Here is a 14394-nt window from a genome sequence, read left to right as displayed (position 1 = left end):
GACGGCACCCTGACCACCGGCCGCTCGGGGAGGTCGTGTGGAATGGGTGCCATGGCGAGAGGAAACGAGCAGCAGCGACCCGCCAGCGGTATACCGGCGCGGGACCCGGTGAACGGCCCCGACGCCGACGAGCCCCCCGAGCACTGGCGCTACGCCCGCCACCTGGAGTCCCTGGCGGCGGCGCCGGGGCCGGGCGCGGAGAGCGAGGCGGAGGTCGTGGCCGAGGTGCTGCGCGATCCCGACCGGGTGATGGCCGAGAGCGCGGTGGTCACCCACCTCGACCGGCGGGCCGTACAGCTGCTCGCCGACGAGGAGTTCCCCGCCTGGGCCGGGGCCATGGCCGCCGCCCTCGCCGGCCGCCCCTTCCCCGAGCGCCGGCTGCGGGAGTGGAGCCTGCTCAAGGCCGTCACCCGCGGCGAGCCCTGGTCCGCCGAGGAGCTCACCGCCGCCTCCGACTGGTGCCAGCGCACCGCCGCCCGCCTGCTCACCTCGTACGAGGCCCTGACCCTGCTGGCCACCGACGCCCGCACTCGCCGCGTCCGCAACGCGGCCGCCGACCGCCTGCGCCGCGGCACCGCGGTCTGAACCGTCGGCGGAGCACTGCCGCTTCCTCCGCCTGTCCGTGACCCGTGCCCGGACACGGCCCGGTTCCCTGCAGCCTTCGGGCTGGTCGAGGAACCGGTCCGACCCGGCCGCCGTGCGCATCGGGGCCGACCCGAGCGGGGTGCCGGAAACTACGTGTCCGCCCCGGCGTTCGCGGACGTAGCCCTGGGGCGTGCTCCAACTCGGCCTCGCCGTATCCGCGTTCACCGTGGCCGTGGCTGTGGCCGTCGCCGTGTACGGGGCGGCGCTCGGGTTCGCCGAGGCCGCGGGCCGGGCGGTCCGCGCGCGCACGGCGTGCGAGGACCCGCCGGGGGACCGGGTCCGTGCGGAGTGTCATCCGGCTCTCGCCGCGCTGGACGAGCGGCAGCGACGGCACATCCGCCGGAGCGCAGACGACGACTGCCGGTGGCGCGGCGTCGTCGACGCGTACCACTATCGGGCCGCCGACGATGAAGGCGACGACGGCGACGAGGGCCAGCCCGACGGGAAGCCCCTCGGGTGGCCGGCCCGGCCCGCCGATGCGCGCCAACCGGCCGAACTTCGCCGGATGTTCGAGCAGGAGGACCACGAAGGCCCGAGCGCCGGCGCCACCGCCGCGATCGAGCGGCCGCGCGACCGGACCGGGGCCCGAACGCACCCCACGGGTACGCCGCACAGGAAGGACAGGAATCACAGGCCGATCCCGCTCACCACTCGTCACAAGCCCATTCAGGGCTTAGGGTGCCGTTACCCGGCCGGGTATCAGCGTGAAGACCGATGCCACTTCGCTGGAGGATGACTCTCCGTGTCGCACGTTTCACAAGCTTCCGTCACGACCCCTGACGGTGAGCAGGCCCCGCTCGTCCCCACCACGTACGACGAGGTCAAAGGCTGGTTCTCGGCGTACGACCAGGTGCTCTTCGACTGGTTCCTGACGCGTCAGAACAGTGCCGAGGGGCAGCCGGGCGACCTGCTGGAGCTCGGCGCCTTCATGGGGAAGAGCGCGATCTTTCTCGGCCGGTACCTCAGGCCCGGTGAGGAATTCACCGTCTGCGACCTCTTCGACTCGCCCGCGACGGACGACTTCAACAGCGCCGAGAACCGCGAGTCCTACCCCACGCTCACGCGGCGCGGCTTCGAGACGAACTACCTGGCCTTCCACGAGGCGCTGCCGACGCTGATCCAGGCCCCCACCTCGGTCGTCGCCGACGAGGTCAAGCCGGCGAGCTGCCGATTCGTGCACATCGACGCTTCGCACCTCTACGAGCACGTCGCCACGGACATCGCGTCCTCGCGTCTCGTCGCCACCCCGGATGCCGTGGTGGCCTTCGACGACTACCGATCCGAGCACACCCCCGGTGTCGCGGCCGCCGTCTGGACCGCGGTGGGCACGGGAGAACTGCATCCCATATGCATCTCGCCCTCGAAGCTCTACGCGACCTGGGGCGACCCGGAGCCTCACCAGACGGCGCTGCTCGCGTGGCTGGAGGAGCGCACCGACCTCTGGCACGGCGTGGAGATGATCGACGGCCGCCCCCTGGTGCGCATCGCGGACCAGGGCGTGGTCGCGCCCGCGTCCCCGCAGCTGCTGCACCCCGCGCCGCAGCCGGAACCGGCGCCGGCGCCGGTACCCGCTCCCGCCGCCGCGCGCAGGCCCGGCGCCCGCTGGCGCAAGCTGGCCAAGGACCTGCTGCCCCCCGTGGTCACCCGCGCGATCGTGGCCCGGAACCGCCGCCGCAGGGGCTGACGGCGCAGTGACACCGCACCCCCCGTACCGGATCCGGTACGGGGGGTGCGGTGTGCGGCGTACGCGTGTCAGACGCCCCGGCGCACCCGGGCCGCCCGGCGGGCCTCGGCCTGCTGACGGGCTTCGATCGTCTTGCGGGACTCCTTGCCCCGGCCCGGGCGGGTACCCATGCCGCGGAAGGCCAGGTCCGAGCCCGAGGGCTTGCCCTTGGCGTCGGTGGGCGCGGAGCCCGCCAGCGGGACCCCGGAGGGGGCCTTGGCGCCGGTGATGCGGGTCAGGGCCGCCTCCCCGGAGCGCACCTGCGTGATCGTCGGCCGGATCCGGGCGTCGGAGAGCAGGCGGACCATGTCCCGGCGCTGGTTCGGGGTGACGAGGGTGACGACGCGGCCGGACTCGCCGGCCCGCGCGGTGCGGCCACCGCGGTGCAGGTAGTCCTTGTGGTCGGCGGGCGGGTCCACGTTGACCACGAGGTCGAGGTCGTCGATGTGGATGCCGCGCGCGGCGACGTTCGTCGCGACCAGGACGGTGACGGCCCCGCTCTTGAACTGGGCCAGGGTCCGGGTGCGCTGCGGCTGCGACTTGCCGCTGTGCAGGCCCTCCGCCCGCACGCCCATGGCCCGCAGGTGCTTCACGAACTGGTCGACCCCGTGCTTGGTGTCGAGGAACATCAGCACCCGGTTGTCCCGGGCCGCGATCTCGGTCGCCGCCGAGACCTTGTCGGCCGCGTGGATGTGCAGCACGTGGTGGTCCATCGTGGACACCGCGCCCGCCTGCGGGTCGACGGAGTGCGAGACCGGGTCCTTCAGGTACTTCCGGACCAGCTGGTCGACATTGCGGTCCAGGGTCGCCGAGAACAGCATCCGCTGTCCCGCGTGGTGCACCTGGTCCAGGATCTCGGTGACCTGCGGCATGAAGCCCATGTCGCACATCTGGTCGGCCTCGTCGAGCACGGTGATCTTCACGCGCTCCAGGTGTACGTCCCGCCGTCCCACCAGGTCGCTGAGCCGCCCGGGGGTGGCCACCACGACCTCGGCGCCGGTGCGCAGGGAGCTCACCTGGCGGCCGATGGACAGCCCGCCGACCACAGTGGCCATGCGCAGCTTCAGGGCCGCGGCGTACGGCTCCAGGGCCTCGGTCACCTGCTGCGCCAGCTCACGCGTCGGTACGAGGACCAGCGCCAGCGGGCGCTTCGGGTCCGCCGTCTGCCCCGCCGTACGGGCCAGCAGGGCCAGGCCGAAGGCGAGGGTCTTGCCCGAGCCGGTCCGGCCGCGGCCGAGGACGTCCCGGCCGGCCAGCGCGTTCGGGAGGGTCGCGGCCTGGATCGGGAACGGCTCCGTCACGGCCAGCGAGGCCATGGTCTCCACCAGCTCAAGGGGCAGGTCGAGCTCGGCGAAGGACGCCACCGGCGCCAGCGCCGGCTCCTTCGGCGCGTGCATCGTGAACTCACCCTGCGGGCCGAGGGTCCGGGGGGCCTTGGCGGGGGTCCGGGCACCGGCCTTGGCACCGCCCTTCACACCGAAGCGCCCATGAGCTGACGGGTTCCTCATGCAGGACCTTTCGAAACAGAGAGAAGGAGGGGGAAGAAGTAGATGGTCAACCGCCCATGGTACCAGCGGGGGCTAAGCCCCCTCGGCGGTCAGTTCCCCGGACCGTACCTGGGCGCAGTGCGCACGGATCTCGACCGCCGCGCGGCCGAACCAGTCGGCGATCACGGCGATCTCGTCGGGGGTGTAGTCGGCGAAGAGGGCGGCCAGCCGGTCGTACATCGGCTGGTACACGGCGACGACCCGCGCGGCGGCCGTGGGGTCGGCCACCACCCGGACCCGGCGCCGGTCGGCCGGGTCGGGGACGCGCCGCGCGTATCCGGCGCGTTCGAGGCGGTTGAGCACCCCGGTGACGGCTCCGGTGGTGAGGTCCAGGAGTGCGGCGAGGTCACCGGCGGCGAGCGGGGCGTCCCCGGCGCCCAGGATGTGGCCCAGGCAGGTCAGATCGGTGACGTTGAGCCCGAGCAGCTGCGCCACCTCCTGCTGGCCGACGATGCCCAGGGCGACGTACTGGTCCATGCGCGCAATCGCCTCGCCGGCCGTGGCCGGGGGGCGGGTCTTGCCCTGCACCCAAATACTCCTTAGGATCTAAGTTACTTAGTGAGTGAGATGCTTACCTCGCGAAATAAGCTTCCCGCTTCCGAGCGTACTGCCGTCGGTCCGACCAGGGAGAACCATGAGCGCGCACGGCCACGTAGACCTCGGCCACACGGTGGCCGGCTGGACCGGAACCACCCTGGCCCTGCTGGGCTTCGCGGGCGCGGGCGGTGCCGTGTGCGCGGCCTGGATCCCCGGGATCTGGCTCGGCCTCGGCGTCGTCGCCGTGGCGGGGATCGTCACCTGGCTGCTGCACCTCGCCGGGTGGGGCAAGCCGAGCGGACCCCGGCCGGAGGCCGACTGGGACTGGCGAACCCGGGACACCCGCGCCCACGCGGGGCATGCCGACTGTCTCGGCTGCCGCGTCGGCGGGCCGCGGCGAGCCCTCGCCGCCGCCCCCCGGACCCGATCCGCCGCATCGCTGCCCGCTGCGGACAGCGGCGCGTGAACGGCGCCCGGGTCCGGCCGCGGCGGCCCGGTCCGAGCACCTCTCGAAAGGCTTCGGACGGGGCCGCTCCCTCTTTTCAACGACAAGGCGGCCGGAAGTTCGAATGTGTGCCGTGCCCCGGTTGGCCGCGTCCAGCGTGTGCTCCGGTGGACCGTTGGGCAGGATCGAGACGGCCGCGTGTGCGGCCCGCAGTGGAACGTTGTGAAGGATCAGCCAGATGGCAACAGGCATCGTGAAGTGGTTCAACTCGGAGAAGGGCTTCGGCTTCATCCAGCAGGACGACGGCGGCCCCGACGTGTTCGTGCACTTCTCCGCGATCGAGACCACCGGGTTCAAGTCGCTGGAGGAGAACGCGCCCGTCGAGTACTCCGTCTCCCAGGGCCCCAAGGGTCCGCAGGCTGAGAAGGTGGTTCCCCTCAGGTAGTCCACTTCACGGGCCGGGCCCGTGACGCGAAGCCCCGCCGGTGCGCCCGGCGGGGCTTCATGCGTTTCCGGGCGGCCCCGCTACCGGGACCGGTCCGCCTTCGGTCCGCCGTCCGGCCCGATCGCCCGGTGGAGGGCCAGGAGCAGCCGCCACAGGTGGTCCGCCAGCGCCTCCGGATCCGCCCGGATGTCTTCGTGCAGCCAGTCCGCGAGGACGCCGGTGAACGCGGCCGCGACCGCCGACGCGACCAGCTCGGGGTGCGGGGCGCCCACCGCCGCCCGCTCCGCCCGGGCCCGGGCGCGCAGCTCCCGGTGCAGACGCCTCCCGAGCGGGCCGCCGCCGCCCGGCAGGAGCAGGGTCCGGTAGAGCGGCGCCCGGTCGGCCGCATCCGCCAGGAAGGCGGCCAGCGCGGCGGGCGGCCGGGCCGGGGGGATCGGCGACGGGCCGGTCTGCCAGGCGTGCAGGGCGTCGACCGCCGCGTGCACCACGTCCGCGCACGCGTCCACGGCGAGCGCGGTGAGGTCCTCGTAGTGCAGGTAGAAGGTGGCGCGGCCGACGCCGGCCCGGCGGACCACCGCCGAGACGCTGACCTCGGCGAGCGGCCGGTCGGCGCACTCGGCCAGCAGGCTTTCGCGCAGCCGCCCCTTCGTCCGGGCCGTCCGCGGGTCCTCCGTCCGCGGGTCCTCCGTGCCGGGGTCGTCCGTACGAGGGCCGCCCGTGCGCGGGTCCTCGGGGCTCACGCGGCCAGCAGCGCCGCGCCGAGGGCGAGGGCGCCGGGCAGGGCCTGGGCCACGAGGATCCGGCGGTTGGCGGTCGCGGCCCCGTAGATCCCGGCGACGATCACGCAGACGAGGAAGAAGATCTGGGTGGCGAGCGAGTCGATCACGAGCGACCAGACCAGCCCGGCGGCGAGGAAGCCGTTGTAGAGCCCCTGGTTGGCGGCGAGCGGCGCGGTGAGACGGGCGGTGTCCGCGTCGAAGCCGGACAGCGCGCGGCCCGGTGGCCGCTGCCACAGGAACATCTCCAGGACCATGAAGTACACGTGCAGCGCGGCCACGAGGCCGATCAGGATCGATGCGACCGTGTGCATGGCCGCCTCCACTTCTCAGGGTCGACGTACGGGCGGTGGTGCGGGCCGGCATACCGGCGGGAGTTCCTGGACAACTGTACAGGAAGTCCGCTGTGGGACCGGACCCCGCGGCTACGCCGGCGCCGACGACCGAGCAGGCACCGGGGCCCGAACCCGCCGGACTCCTCTACGAGGACTTCGGCACCGGGCGGCACCGTAAGAGCCCCCCGTCCGGCACGCACTCGGCGGTGTCCCGGACGGGACGGCCGGCGCCGATCCGTACGCCGTGGTCCTCGCCGGGTACGAGGGCGACCGGGCAACAGGTTCGACGTCAACTCCGGCTTCTCGGGGATGGAGAAGCCCGCCGCCGGCAACTGGTCCCGGCTCGCGGAACTGGTGCGCGCGGCCGGCCCGGACACGGACGCGCCGGGGCGGCGCGCCCTCTTCGACGAGCTCGCCGGCCTGGTGGACGGCTCCCTCGCCCTGGAACGCCGGGCCGTCGCCCTGCTCTGAACCTCCGGAACCCTCAGAGGTGGGCGACCAGGAACGCCCGGAACTCCTCGCGCGTCATCGGCCCCGCCTGGCTCGCGACCGCCTCGCCGTCTTTGATGAGCACGGCGGTCGGCGCGCCCGTCACCCCGTAACGCCTGGTCGGTCCGGGGCAGCGGGTCATGTCGGTGCGGACGGCGGTGAACCGCGTCCCGTACTCCTCGGTCAGCTCCCCGACGACGGCGTCCATCGCGCGGCACGCCTCGACGGCCTTGGGCCAGGTGCCGCAGAAGTAAGCGAGAACGGGCCCGGTCGTCATCGAGAGGATGAAGTCGAACTCCTGGTCCTCCAGCGGCTGGTGCACCCGACGTGCCATGCGTGTCGCTCCTCGTTCGTACGCCTCCCCGGATCGGGAGGGCGGCCCCCATCATCGCCGCCGCACCGGCCCGCGGCCGCCGCCGGGCCCGTTGTCAGTGGTGGCTGTGAAGCTGGGCGGTATGGACGACAGGATGCTTCGGCGCCGGGTCTACGGCGCCGACCACGAGGACCCCGACCCCGGACCGCGACCCGGACACACCTACGGCGAGCTGGTCGGCGGGCCGCTCGACGGGCTCCTCCTGGACGTCACCGGCTGGAGCGCGCACCAGCTCGCCGAGGAGGCCAGGCTCCCCACGGAGATAGGGCGCTACGGAGCGGGCGGCCGCGCCCACTACCGCCGCCGCGCGGGGGACCCGGGCCACTGGGACTGGACGGGAGACAGCCGCTGACGGCAGGGTCCGTCCCGGTGGCCTCAGGCGTTCCGGCTCACCTTGCGGGCCCAGAGCACCAGCGGCACCTGCAGGGGCAGCCGGCCCAGCGTCGCGGCCCGGACGGCGGGGGAGGCGCGGCGCGCGTCGGCGGCCATCTTCACGTTGGCCGGGAAGACGCCGACGAAGAACGCCGCCGTGGCCAGCGCGGCCACCCGGCGGGTGCGCGGGTGGGCGACCCCGGCGGCGAGGGCGAGTTCGGCCACTCCGCTTCCGTACGTCCAGGCGCGCGGGCTGCCCGGCAGCGAACGGGGGATGGTCGCGTCGAACTTCCCGGGCACGGCCGCGTGGGCGACCGCCATCGTGGCCAGGAGGCCGGCCAGCAGGTGGGGGGAGGAGACGCGTGCCATCGGGGGATCCTCTCGAAGGTGTGTCCGGACCCGCGATCCTACTGGCGAGTAGCCGGATGTGGGGCGCCCGGATGGGGGGCCGCGGTGGCCGCCCCGGGAAAAACTTCGAAGAATTTCCCGGGGGCTGTCGATCCGGGCGTCTCCCGTTCGACGCAGGGGTGAGAGGCGGGGAGAGCCCCCGCCCACCTGACCGAGGAGTCACCATGCCGCGCTTCCTGACGATGATCCGCATCGACGAGCAGGACCTGCCCAGCGACGAGTTCCCGCCCGAGTTCGAGCAGCGCATGGGCGCGCTGCTGGAGGAGATCACCAAGGCCGGGGTCATGCTCGACACCGCCGGGCTGCTCCCCACCTCCGAAGGGACCCGCCTCAGCTGGTCCGGCGGGAAGATCAGCTACACCGACGGCCCCTTCACCGAGACCAAGGAGGTCGTCGGCGGCTACTCCCTCACCCAGTGCAAGGACAAGGCCGAGGCCATCGAGTGGACCCGGCGGTTCCTCGAGATCCACCCGGTGGAGTGGAAGGTGAGCGCCGAGGTCCGGGAGATCCAGGAGATGTGATCCCGGCTCGCCCGCGCCGGGTTTGCCCTGCCCCGTCACGGCTGCTCTGATGGGTGGCCGTGACGGCAGTGAGTGCGCCCCAGGCGGTCGAAGCGGTGTTCCGGATCGAGTCCGCGCGGATCATCGCCTGTGTCGCCCGCGTCGTGCGGGACGTCGGCATCGCCGAGGAGATCGCCCAGGACGCCCTCGTCGCGGCGCTGGAGCAGTGGCCGCGGACGGGGGTCCCGGACCGTCCCGGAGCCTGGCTCATGACCACCGCCAAGCACCGTGCGATCGACCTCGTCCGCCGCAAGGAGACGTACGCGCGCAAGCTCGCGGAGGTCGGCCGGACCCTGGAGGACGTGCCGCCGCCCGCCGAGCCGGCCGACCCGGAGGACATCGACGACGACCTGCTGCGCCTGATCTTCACCTCCTGCCACCCGGTCCTCGCCACCGAGGCCCGGATCGCGCTCACCCTGCGCCTGATGGGAGGGCTGACCACCCAGGAGATCGCCCGCGCGTTCCTCACCTCCGAGGCCACCGTCGCCCAGCGCATCGTCCGGGCGAAGCGGGCCCTGGCCAAGGCGGGGGTGCCCTTCGAGGTCCCGTACGGCGCCGACCGCGAGGCGCGGCTCTCCTCGGTCCTGGAGGTCATCTACCTCGTCTTCAACGAGGGGTACGCGGCCACCGCCGGCGGCGACCTGGTCCGCCCCGCCCTGTGCGAGGACGCCCTGCGCCTGGCCCGCGTACTGGCCGCCCTGATGCCCGAGGAACCCGAGGCGCACGGCCTGGCCGCGCTGCTGGAGTTCCAGGCCTCCCGGATCGCCACCCGCACCGGCCCCGACGGGGAACCGGTGCTGCTCGCCGACCAGAACCGGTCCCGGTGGAACCGCATGCTCATCCACCGCGGCGCCCGGGCGCTGGGCCGGGCGGGCAACGGCCCGTACTCCGTCCAGGCCGCGATCGCCGGCTGCCACGCGGCGGCGGTCCGCTACGAGGACACCGACTGGCCGAGGATCGCCGCGCTGTACGGGCGGCTCGTCCAGCTGATCCCGTCCCCGGTGGTCGAGCTCAACCGGGCGGTGGCCGTCTCGATGGCCGAGGGGCCGGAGGCGGCCCTGCCGCTGGTCGACGCCCTGGCCCGGGAACCGGCCCTGCGCGCCTACCACTTGCTGCCGAGCGTACGGGGGGACCTGCTGGAGCGGCTGGGCCGGACCGAGGAGGCCCGCGCGGAGTTCGAGCGGGCGGCCTCCCTCACGCGCAACGCACAGGAACGCACCCTGCTGCTGGGCCGCGCGGCCCGCCTCTGACCCCGTACGTGACCATCACCCTGGTCGCCGCGTCCGTGGAGGCGGGCATCGTCCTGGAGCACCCCGGCGGTCTCGCCCCGACCGTGGACGGCCCGCTCGCCCACGCCGACATGCTGCTGCACGGGCTCGGCCGCCCGGCTTCTGACGGCGGCCCGCCTCGCCGGCGCCGGGTACGCGATCCTGCGCGCCGGGGTCCTGCCGCGCCGGACCGGGTACGCGGCCCACGCCGTCGCCGCGGTCAACCTCGCCTTCGTCCCCCTCGCTGTTCTCCCCGGGTCGCGGCTCAGCCGCGGCGGGCGAACGCGGCCACGTCCAGCGGGGTCCGCACGGGCCGCCGCGGCGCGGTCAGCGCGATGGGCCAGCGGAATCCGCCGGACCGGGCGATCTCCTGGACGGTCAGGCGCAGCGCCTCCTGGAAGTCGCCCATGGTCCGGCGGGCCGCCGGGGTGTCGACGTAGAGGGAGTTCATGTGCAGCCCCTCCGCGTCCCGCTGGAACCATGAACAGGCCCCGTTGGCGCGCGCCGACCACACATGGGTGGTGGGCCGCCACTCGGCGTGGCGTTCGGCCCCGGGGCACTTGCGCATGTCGATGTACGAGAAGAAGTTCACCGGGTACGGCCAGGAGCGGGCGGCGAACTCCTCGGGCGCCAGCAACTCCCACGCCCGTACGAACGGTACGTCGAGATGGCTCATCATCTCGCCGAAGCCGGCCCGGACGGAGGCCATGACCTGGGCGAAGTCCCGGCCGGGCGAGGCGTCGAACTCGATGGGGAGGGTGTTGACGAACCAGCCCACCGAATGCGCCCAGGTTTCCCGGCCGCGCTCACTGACCGGCATCAGGCCGCGGTAGACGCCCGGGCCGCCCGCCTCGCGCAGACAGACCGCGACCGAGGCGAGCACCCCCATGAACGGCTTGCCGTCGGCCACCAGGCACGTCTTCTCGAACACCTCGGCCTCGGCGGCGTCCAGGAGGGTGGAGGCCTCGTTGACGATCGGGTACATCCGGCCCGGCTCGACACCGAGGTCGAGGGGAAAGCGGGGGAAGAACTCGCCGGCCTGCCCCATGAACGCCTTCCAGTAGTCCAGGCGTTCGTCGCGGGCGTCGATGGACAGATAGCGGCGGCGCTGCTCCTCGGCGAAGTCGAGGTAGCTGGGGGCGGGCGGCAGTTCGACGCGCGCGCCGCGGCGCAGGGCCTCGTACCCGGTCGACACCTCGCGGGCCACGATCGGCATCGACATGCCGTCGCAGACGATGTGGTCGAAGGCGAGGTAGACCGTCGCGGAGTCCTCGCGCTCCACCGCACCCATGATGAACAGCGGCCAGGAGAGGGTGTCGATGCTCCGCTTGAACCTCTCGACGAGGAAGTCGCGCAGCAGGTCGGAGGTCTCGAAGGCGCCCACCTGCCGGGGCTCGAGGGACAGTCCGGCAGGGTCGAACGGCTCACAGGCCACCTCGCCCGCCAGCCGGCGGAACGCACACCGCAGGACCTCGTGCCGCTGCACGAAGGAGAGCAGGGACTGCGCCAGCACCTGCTCGTCCAGCGGCCCGGTCACTTCGAACGTCACCGCGACCCAGGACGCGACCGGGTCGTCGGCGGCCCTGCTCTCCTCGGCGACGGTGAAGTGCTTGTCCTGGTTGAAGGACGCCTTCCGGCCCACCGGGTCACCCGAGTCGGCGGCCTCCGCCGCCGTGGACCTGAGCCGCCACTCGACCACCCGGCCGGGTGCCATGTGGTGCATCTCCAGAGGAAACTGCCGCATTCCGTCATCCCTTCGCCCCCGAGTCAACCCCCAGGCCCTAACGACCCCCGGCCCGGGGAAGTGACGAATTCACTCGGGACGGGCCGGGGGCGGGGCGTCAGCGGGAGTTCACAGGGAGTTCAGGCGCACGGCCGTGCCGTGACCGCGGCGTCGGAGAGGGTCCGGCCGTCGAACTCCTTCGAGGACCTGTCCGGACCATTCGGTGTGCAGGGCCGACGCGATCGTCATCCGGGCCGCCGACCGGGCCGGGACCAGCGCGCCGAGGACGGCGATCGCGACCCCCGCCAGCAGCAGGCCGAAGGCGACGACGGTGACGGTGCCGGCGTTCCGGCCGTCCAGCACCGACACGCGCAGGCCGGGGTCGACCGCCTCGGCCGCCGCCGCGTACGCCCCTACGTCGGCCCCGGCCGGCGGCCCGTCAGGGCATCAGTTCCAGCATCACGGCGCGCGGCAGCGAGGGGTTTCCCGCCGCCTCCTCCGCCACCCGGCGGTCCTCGTCGGCGAGCAGCCCGGTGATGGCCTCGGGCGGCAGCGCCGGGTGGGCGGCGGCCAGCGGCCGGGACGTACGGTCCGCCAGGCAGGCGAGCAAGGCCGGGCCGGTCGCGTGGGGGTGCTTGGCGACCTCCTTGAGCACCCTGCGCACCCCCGGCCGATGCCGCGTCAGGTGCTCCAGCAGGGAACCGGACGTGTCCGGGTTGGCGGCCACCGCGGCGAGGACCTGCACCCCGTGCCGCGCGACCATGGAGCGCAGCAGCTCCTCGGACAGGCCCGGGTGCGGTGCGACGGCCCTGGCCACGGCCGCAGCCGGATCGACCGCCAGCGCGTCGCGCAGATGCGGGGACAGGTCACGCCGCTGCGCCACGAGCATCCGTACGGCCGCGTGGCGGGACCCGGCCAGCCCGGTGAGTTCGGCGGGCGTGGCGGCGGCGATCCGCGGCAGCGGGTTCCAGGCCGCCCGGTCGCCCACCACCAGGTCGGTCAGCAGCTCGAGCGGCACGTGCGGATGCTCCGCGACGGCGCGCCGTACCTGGATCTCGGGATCGGCGGCCAGGACGCGGATCAGCTCCTGGCCGATCCCGGGGTTGCGCGCGTACGTGGCCCGGATCCCGGGATGCGGGTCGTCGGCGAGCCGGGCGTAGAGCGTCTGCGGCAGGTCGGCGCGCTCGGAGAGCTCCCATTTCAGGGCGAGTTCGGGGTCCTCGGCCAGGGCGAGCACGGCTTCGAGCGGCGTGGACGGGTTGGCCGATACCGCGAGGCGGACCTGGGGATCCGGGTGGAGGGCGAGGCGGGCGGTCGCGGGTGAGTCCGTCCAGAGGGCCACCTCCTTGACGACCTCCACATCCGGGTCGGCGGCGAGCAGGTCCACCACGTCGGGCGGCAGGCCGGGGCAGGAGGCCAGCTTCCAGCGGATCTCGGAGTCCGGGTGCGCGGCGAGGAGGCGGGGCCACTCGGGGTGCCCGCGGCCCTCGTCGATCAGGGCGACAGCCGCGTACGGCCAGGACACGGGATCCACGTCGGCGGCGGTGAGCGTCCCGCGGTAGGCGAGGGACACGGCGATGCCCTCCTCGTACGCGGCGAGCGCCCGCACCTGGTCACGGCGCAGATCGGTGCGGCCGGCCAGATCGCGGAGCAGTTCGTCGGCGTAGTCCCGCTCGGGCTCGGGCTCGGTCCCCGCTTCCTTCAGAGCGAGCGTCAGCAGCCGGTCGACGAGCTCGGGCGGCAGCGCCGGATTGGCGGCCAGTCCGCACAGGAGGTGGTTCAAGGGCGCTCCCCGGTCGGTGTGCGGGTCGAGGCGGCGGCAGCGGTCAGGGCGGCGGCCAGCGCCTGGGTATGGGGGTGCGGGCGTCGCCGCCGGGGGAGGACCAGCCCGATGTGCCGGGCGGGACGCGGGGGTTCGACGAGGACCGCGGTCGACTCCCCTGTGGTGGTGAGCGAGACCTGCGGGACCAGGGAGACGCCGACCCCGGCCGCGACCAGGGTCTGCGCGAAGAAGTAGTCGGTGGTGGAGGCCGCCACCCTGAGGTCGAAGCCGGCGAGCTCCGCGTACCGGCGCAGGAAGGCCTCCGTCCTGAGGCAGCCCAGCACCCAGCGGTCGGCGCCCAGTTCGGCCAGGCCCACCGAGGGACGGTCCGCGAGGCGGTGGCCGGGCGGCAGCACCAGCCACAGCGGATCCTCCATCAGCGGAACCCAGTCGAGCCCCGGGCGCTCACCCGGACGTACGGGCGGCGGTCCGTCGAAGTGGTAGGCCAGCGCGAGATCGGCCGCGCCGGCGCGCACCATCGCCGCCGCGCCCTCCGGTTCGCTCTCCAGCACCGTCAGCTCCACCTCCGGATGGGCGTCCACGAACCGGGGCAGCGCCGCGGGCAGCAGGTGTCGGCCCCCGCTGGTGAAGGTGGCGACGGTGAGGCGCGGCCGCTCCGCCGTGAGCCGGTCGATCGCGTGGCGGACCTGGTCCAGCTCGGCGGAGATCGACTCGGCGGCCTCCACCAGAAGCCGGCCGGGCTCGGTGAGGGTGACCCCGCGCGTGCTGCGCACCGCCACCGGGTGGCCGACCGCGCGCTCCAGCGCAGCGATGTGCTGCGAGACGGCCGACGGGGTCAACAGCAGGGCACCGGCGGCCCGGTTGAAGCTGCCGTGCTCGGCCACCGCCCGAAGGACGCGCAGCCGCTGCACATCGATCATCAGTTTTCCTTACGACGTGTTCAGCAGCTGGTCGGTACCGCTGGG

19 protein-coding genes are annotated in these 14394 nt (G+C 73.7%); 9 read left to right on the top strand and 10 right to left on the bottom strand.

Translation table 11 applies throughout. The features are described from left to right. Positions 1 to 51 precede the first annotated feature (51 nt). The 3 genes from ACZ573_RS14925 to ACZ573_RS14915 all read left to right on the top strand — a co-directional run bounded on the left by ACZ573_RS14925 (position 52) and on the right by ACZ573_RS14915 (position 2329). A complete protein-coding gene (locus ACZ573_RS14925) occupies positions 52 to 585 on the top strand; it encodes a hypothetical protein (RefSeq protein WP_471303672.1) in 534 nt (177 codons plus the stop codon). Positions 586 to 775: 190 nt separating this feature from the next. Beyond that, positions 776 to 1381 (top strand): hypothetical protein, encoded by a 606-nt coding sequence (locus ACZ573_RS14920; RefSeq protein ID WP_471303670.1) that lies wholly within the window; start codon positions 776 to 778, stop codon positions 1379 to 1381. Between the two features lie 6 nt (positions 1382 to 1387). After that, a complete protein-coding gene (locus ACZ573_RS14915) occupies positions 1388 to 2329 on the top strand; it encodes a class I SAM-dependent methyltransferase (RefSeq protein WP_471303668.1) in 942 nt (313 codons plus the stop codon). Positions 2330 to 2397: 68 nt separating this feature from the next. On the opposite strand, the gene ACZ573_RS14910 is transcribed toward ACZ573_RS14915, so the two are convergent. Next, entirely contained in the window at positions 2398 to 3876 is a 1479-nt protein-coding gene (locus ACZ573_RS14910) for a DEAD/DEAH box helicase (protein WP_471303665.1), read from the bottom strand. A gap of 72 nt (positions 3877 to 3948) precedes the next feature. Next, entirely contained in the window at positions 3949 to 4443 is a 495-nt protein-coding gene (locus ACZ573_RS14905; protein ID WP_471303664.1) for a MarR family transcriptional regulator, read from the bottom strand. A 106-nt stretch (positions 4444 to 4549) separates the two neighbouring features. Between ACZ573_RS14905 and ACZ573_RS14900 the strand changes: the two genes are divergently transcribed. Together ACZ573_RS14900 and ACZ573_RS14895 are read left to right on the top strand one after the other, a co-directional pair. Then, positions 4550 to 4918, top strand: coding sequence for an HGxxPAAW family protein (locus tag ACZ573_RS14900; RefSeq protein WP_471303661.1), 369 nt, complete (start codon positions 4550 to 4552; stop codon positions 4916 to 4918). 217 nt (positions 4919 to 5135) lie between these two features. After that, positions 5136 to 5342, top strand: a complete 207-nt coding sequence (locus tag ACZ573_RS14895; RefSeq protein ID WP_382548829.1) for a cold-shock protein — start codon at positions 5136 to 5138, stop codon at positions 5340 to 5342. A gap of 80 nt (positions 5343 to 5422) precedes the next feature. Here ACZ573_RS14895 and ACZ573_RS14890 read toward each other — a convergent pair whose 3' ends face one another. Continuing rightward, positions 5423 to 5980 (bottom strand): TetR-like C-terminal domain-containing protein, encoded by a 558-nt coding sequence (locus ACZ573_RS14890; protein WP_471304099.1) that lies wholly within the window; start codon positions 5978 to 5980, stop codon positions 5423 to 5425. Between the two features lie 98 nt (positions 5981 to 6078). After that, entirely contained in the window at positions 6079 to 6432 is a 354-nt protein-coding gene (locus ACZ573_RS14885; RefSeq protein WP_189742572.1) for a DUF1304 domain-containing protein, read from the bottom strand. A 330-nt stretch (positions 6433 to 6762) separates the two neighbouring features. Here ACZ573_RS14885 and ACZ573_RS14880 point away from each other — a divergent pair, with 330 nt between their 5' ends. After that, positions 6763 to 6924, top strand: coding sequence for a hypothetical protein (locus ACZ573_RS14880; protein ID WP_471303657.1), 162 nt, complete (start codon positions 6763 to 6765; stop codon positions 6922 to 6924). Between the two features lie 13 nt (positions 6925 to 6937). Here ACZ573_RS14880 and ACZ573_RS14875 read toward each other — a convergent pair whose 3' ends face one another. After that, complete coding sequence (locus ACZ573_RS14875; protein ID WP_471303654.1) at positions 6938 to 7276, bottom strand: thioredoxin family protein; 339 nt, start codon at positions 7274 to 7276, stop codon at positions 6938 to 6940. A 121-nt stretch (positions 7277 to 7397) separates the two neighbouring features. Here ACZ573_RS14875 and ACZ573_RS14870 point away from each other — a divergent pair, with 121 nt between their 5' ends. Next, positions 7398 to 7667 carry a hypothetical protein gene (locus ACZ573_RS14870; protein ID WP_471303652.1) on the top strand — a complete coding sequence of 90 codons (270 nt, stop codon included), beginning with the start codon at positions 7398 to 7400 and terminating at the stop codon, positions 7665 to 7667. A 23-nt stretch (positions 7668 to 7690) separates the two neighbouring features. Here ACZ573_RS14870 and ACZ573_RS14865 read toward each other — a convergent pair whose 3' ends face one another. Next, positions 7691 to 8056 (bottom strand): DoxX family protein, encoded by a 366-nt coding sequence (locus ACZ573_RS14865; RefSeq protein WP_471303649.1) that lies wholly within the window; start codon positions 8054 to 8056, stop codon positions 7691 to 7693. A 203-nt stretch (positions 8057 to 8259) separates the two neighbouring features. Between ACZ573_RS14865 and ACZ573_RS14860 the strand changes: the two genes are divergently transcribed. Both ACZ573_RS14860 and ACZ573_RS14855 read left to right on the top strand, forming a co-directional pair. Further along, the gene (locus ACZ573_RS14860) at positions 8260 to 8616 is read left to right on the top strand and encodes a YciI family protein (protein WP_202203036.1); all 357 of its coding nucleotides are present in this window, start codon (positions 8260 to 8262) and stop codon (positions 8614 to 8616) included. Positions 8617 to 8684: 68 nt separating this feature from the next. Next, the gene (locus tag ACZ573_RS14855) at positions 8685 to 9905 is read left to right on the top strand and encodes an RNA polymerase sigma factor (protein WP_471304096.1); all 1221 of its coding nucleotides are present in this window, start codon (positions 8685 to 8687) and stop codon (positions 9903 to 9905) included. A gap of 283 nt (positions 9906 to 10188) precedes the next feature. Here ACZ573_RS14855 and ACZ573_RS14850 read toward each other — a convergent pair whose 3' ends face one another. From ACZ573_RS14850 to ACZ573_RS14835, 4 genes are all read right to left on the bottom strand, one after another. Further along, a complete protein-coding gene (locus ACZ573_RS14850) occupies positions 10189 to 11667 on the bottom strand; it encodes a condensation domain-containing protein (protein ID WP_471303647.1) in 1479 nt (492 codons plus the stop codon). 108 nt (positions 11668 to 11775) lie between these two features. After that, the gene (locus ACZ573_RS14845; RefSeq protein WP_471303645.1) at positions 11776 to 12015 is read right to left on the bottom strand and encodes a hypothetical protein; all 240 of its coding nucleotides are present in this window, start codon (positions 12013 to 12015) and stop codon (positions 11776 to 11778) included. Between the two features lie 70 nt (positions 12016 to 12085). Then, a complete protein-coding gene (locus tag ACZ573_RS14840) occupies positions 12086 to 13429 on the bottom strand; it encodes a hypothetical protein (RefSeq protein ID WP_471303641.1) in 1344 nt (447 codons plus the stop codon). Beyond that, the gene (locus ACZ573_RS14835; RefSeq protein ID WP_471303639.1) at positions 13426 to 14349 is read right to left on the bottom strand and encodes a LysR family transcriptional regulator; all 924 of its coding nucleotides are present in this window, start codon (positions 14347 to 14349) and stop codon (positions 13426 to 13428) included. Before ACZ573_RS14835 ends, ACZ573_RS14840 begins: the two co-directional genes overlap by 4 nt. Between the last annotated feature and the right edge of the window lie 45 nt (positions 14350 to 14394).

The sequence above is a fragment of the Streptomyces sp. NPDC040545 genome (assembly GCF_055595065.1).
This window is presented reverse-complemented; position numbering and strand designations above follow the sequence as displayed.

Excerpts from the sequence above, each read along its gene's own strand:
- ACZ573_RS14850 (WP_471303647.1), bottom strand. The coding sequence starts at position 11,667 with ATGCGGCAGTTTCCTCTGGAGATGCACCACATGGCACCCGGCCGGGTG.
- ACZ573_RS14870 (WP_471303652.1), top strand. The coding sequence starts at position 7,398 with ATGGACGACAGGATGCTTCGGCGCCGGGTCTACGGCGCCGACCACGAG.
- ACZ573_RS14885 (WP_189742572.1), bottom strand. The coding sequence starts at position 6,432 with ATGCACACGGTCGCATCGATCCTGATCGGCCTCGTGGCCGCGCTGCAC.
- ACZ573_RS14900 (WP_471303661.1), top strand. The coding sequence starts at position 4,550 with ATGAGCGCGCACGGCCACGTAGACCTCGGCCACACGGTGGCCGGCTGG.
- ACZ573_RS14860 (WP_202203036.1), top strand. The coding sequence starts at position 8,260 with ATGCCGCGCTTCCTGACGATGATCCGCATCGACGAGCAGGACCTGCCC.
- ACZ573_RS14880 (WP_471303657.1), top strand. The coding sequence starts at position 6,763 with ATGGAGAAGCCCGCCGCCGGCAACTGGTCCCGGCTCGCGGAACTGGTG.
- ACZ573_RS14875 (WP_471303654.1), bottom strand. The coding sequence starts at position 7,276 with ATGGCACGTCGGGTGCACCAGCCGCTGGAGGACCAGGAGTTCGACTTC.
- ACZ573_RS14895 (WP_382548829.1), top strand. The coding sequence starts at position 5,136 with ATGGCAACAGGCATCGTGAAGTGGTTCAACTCGGAGAAGGGCTTCGGC.
- ACZ573_RS14925 (WP_471303672.1), top strand. The coding sequence starts at position 52 with ATGGCGAGAGGAAACGAGCAGCAGCGACCCGCCAGCGGTATACCGGCG.
- ACZ573_RS14835 (WP_471303639.1), bottom strand. The coding sequence starts at position 14,349 with ATGATCGATGTGCAGCGGCTGCGCGTCCTTCGGGCGGTGGCCGAGCAC.
- ACZ573_RS14865 (WP_471303649.1), bottom strand. The coding sequence starts at position 8,056 with ATGGCACGCGTCTCCTCCCCCCACCTGCTGGCCGGCCTCCTGGCCACG.
- ACZ573_RS14910 (WP_471303665.1), bottom strand. The coding sequence starts at position 3,876 with ATGAGGAACCCGTCAGCTCATGGGCGCTTCGGTGTGAAGGGCGGTGCC.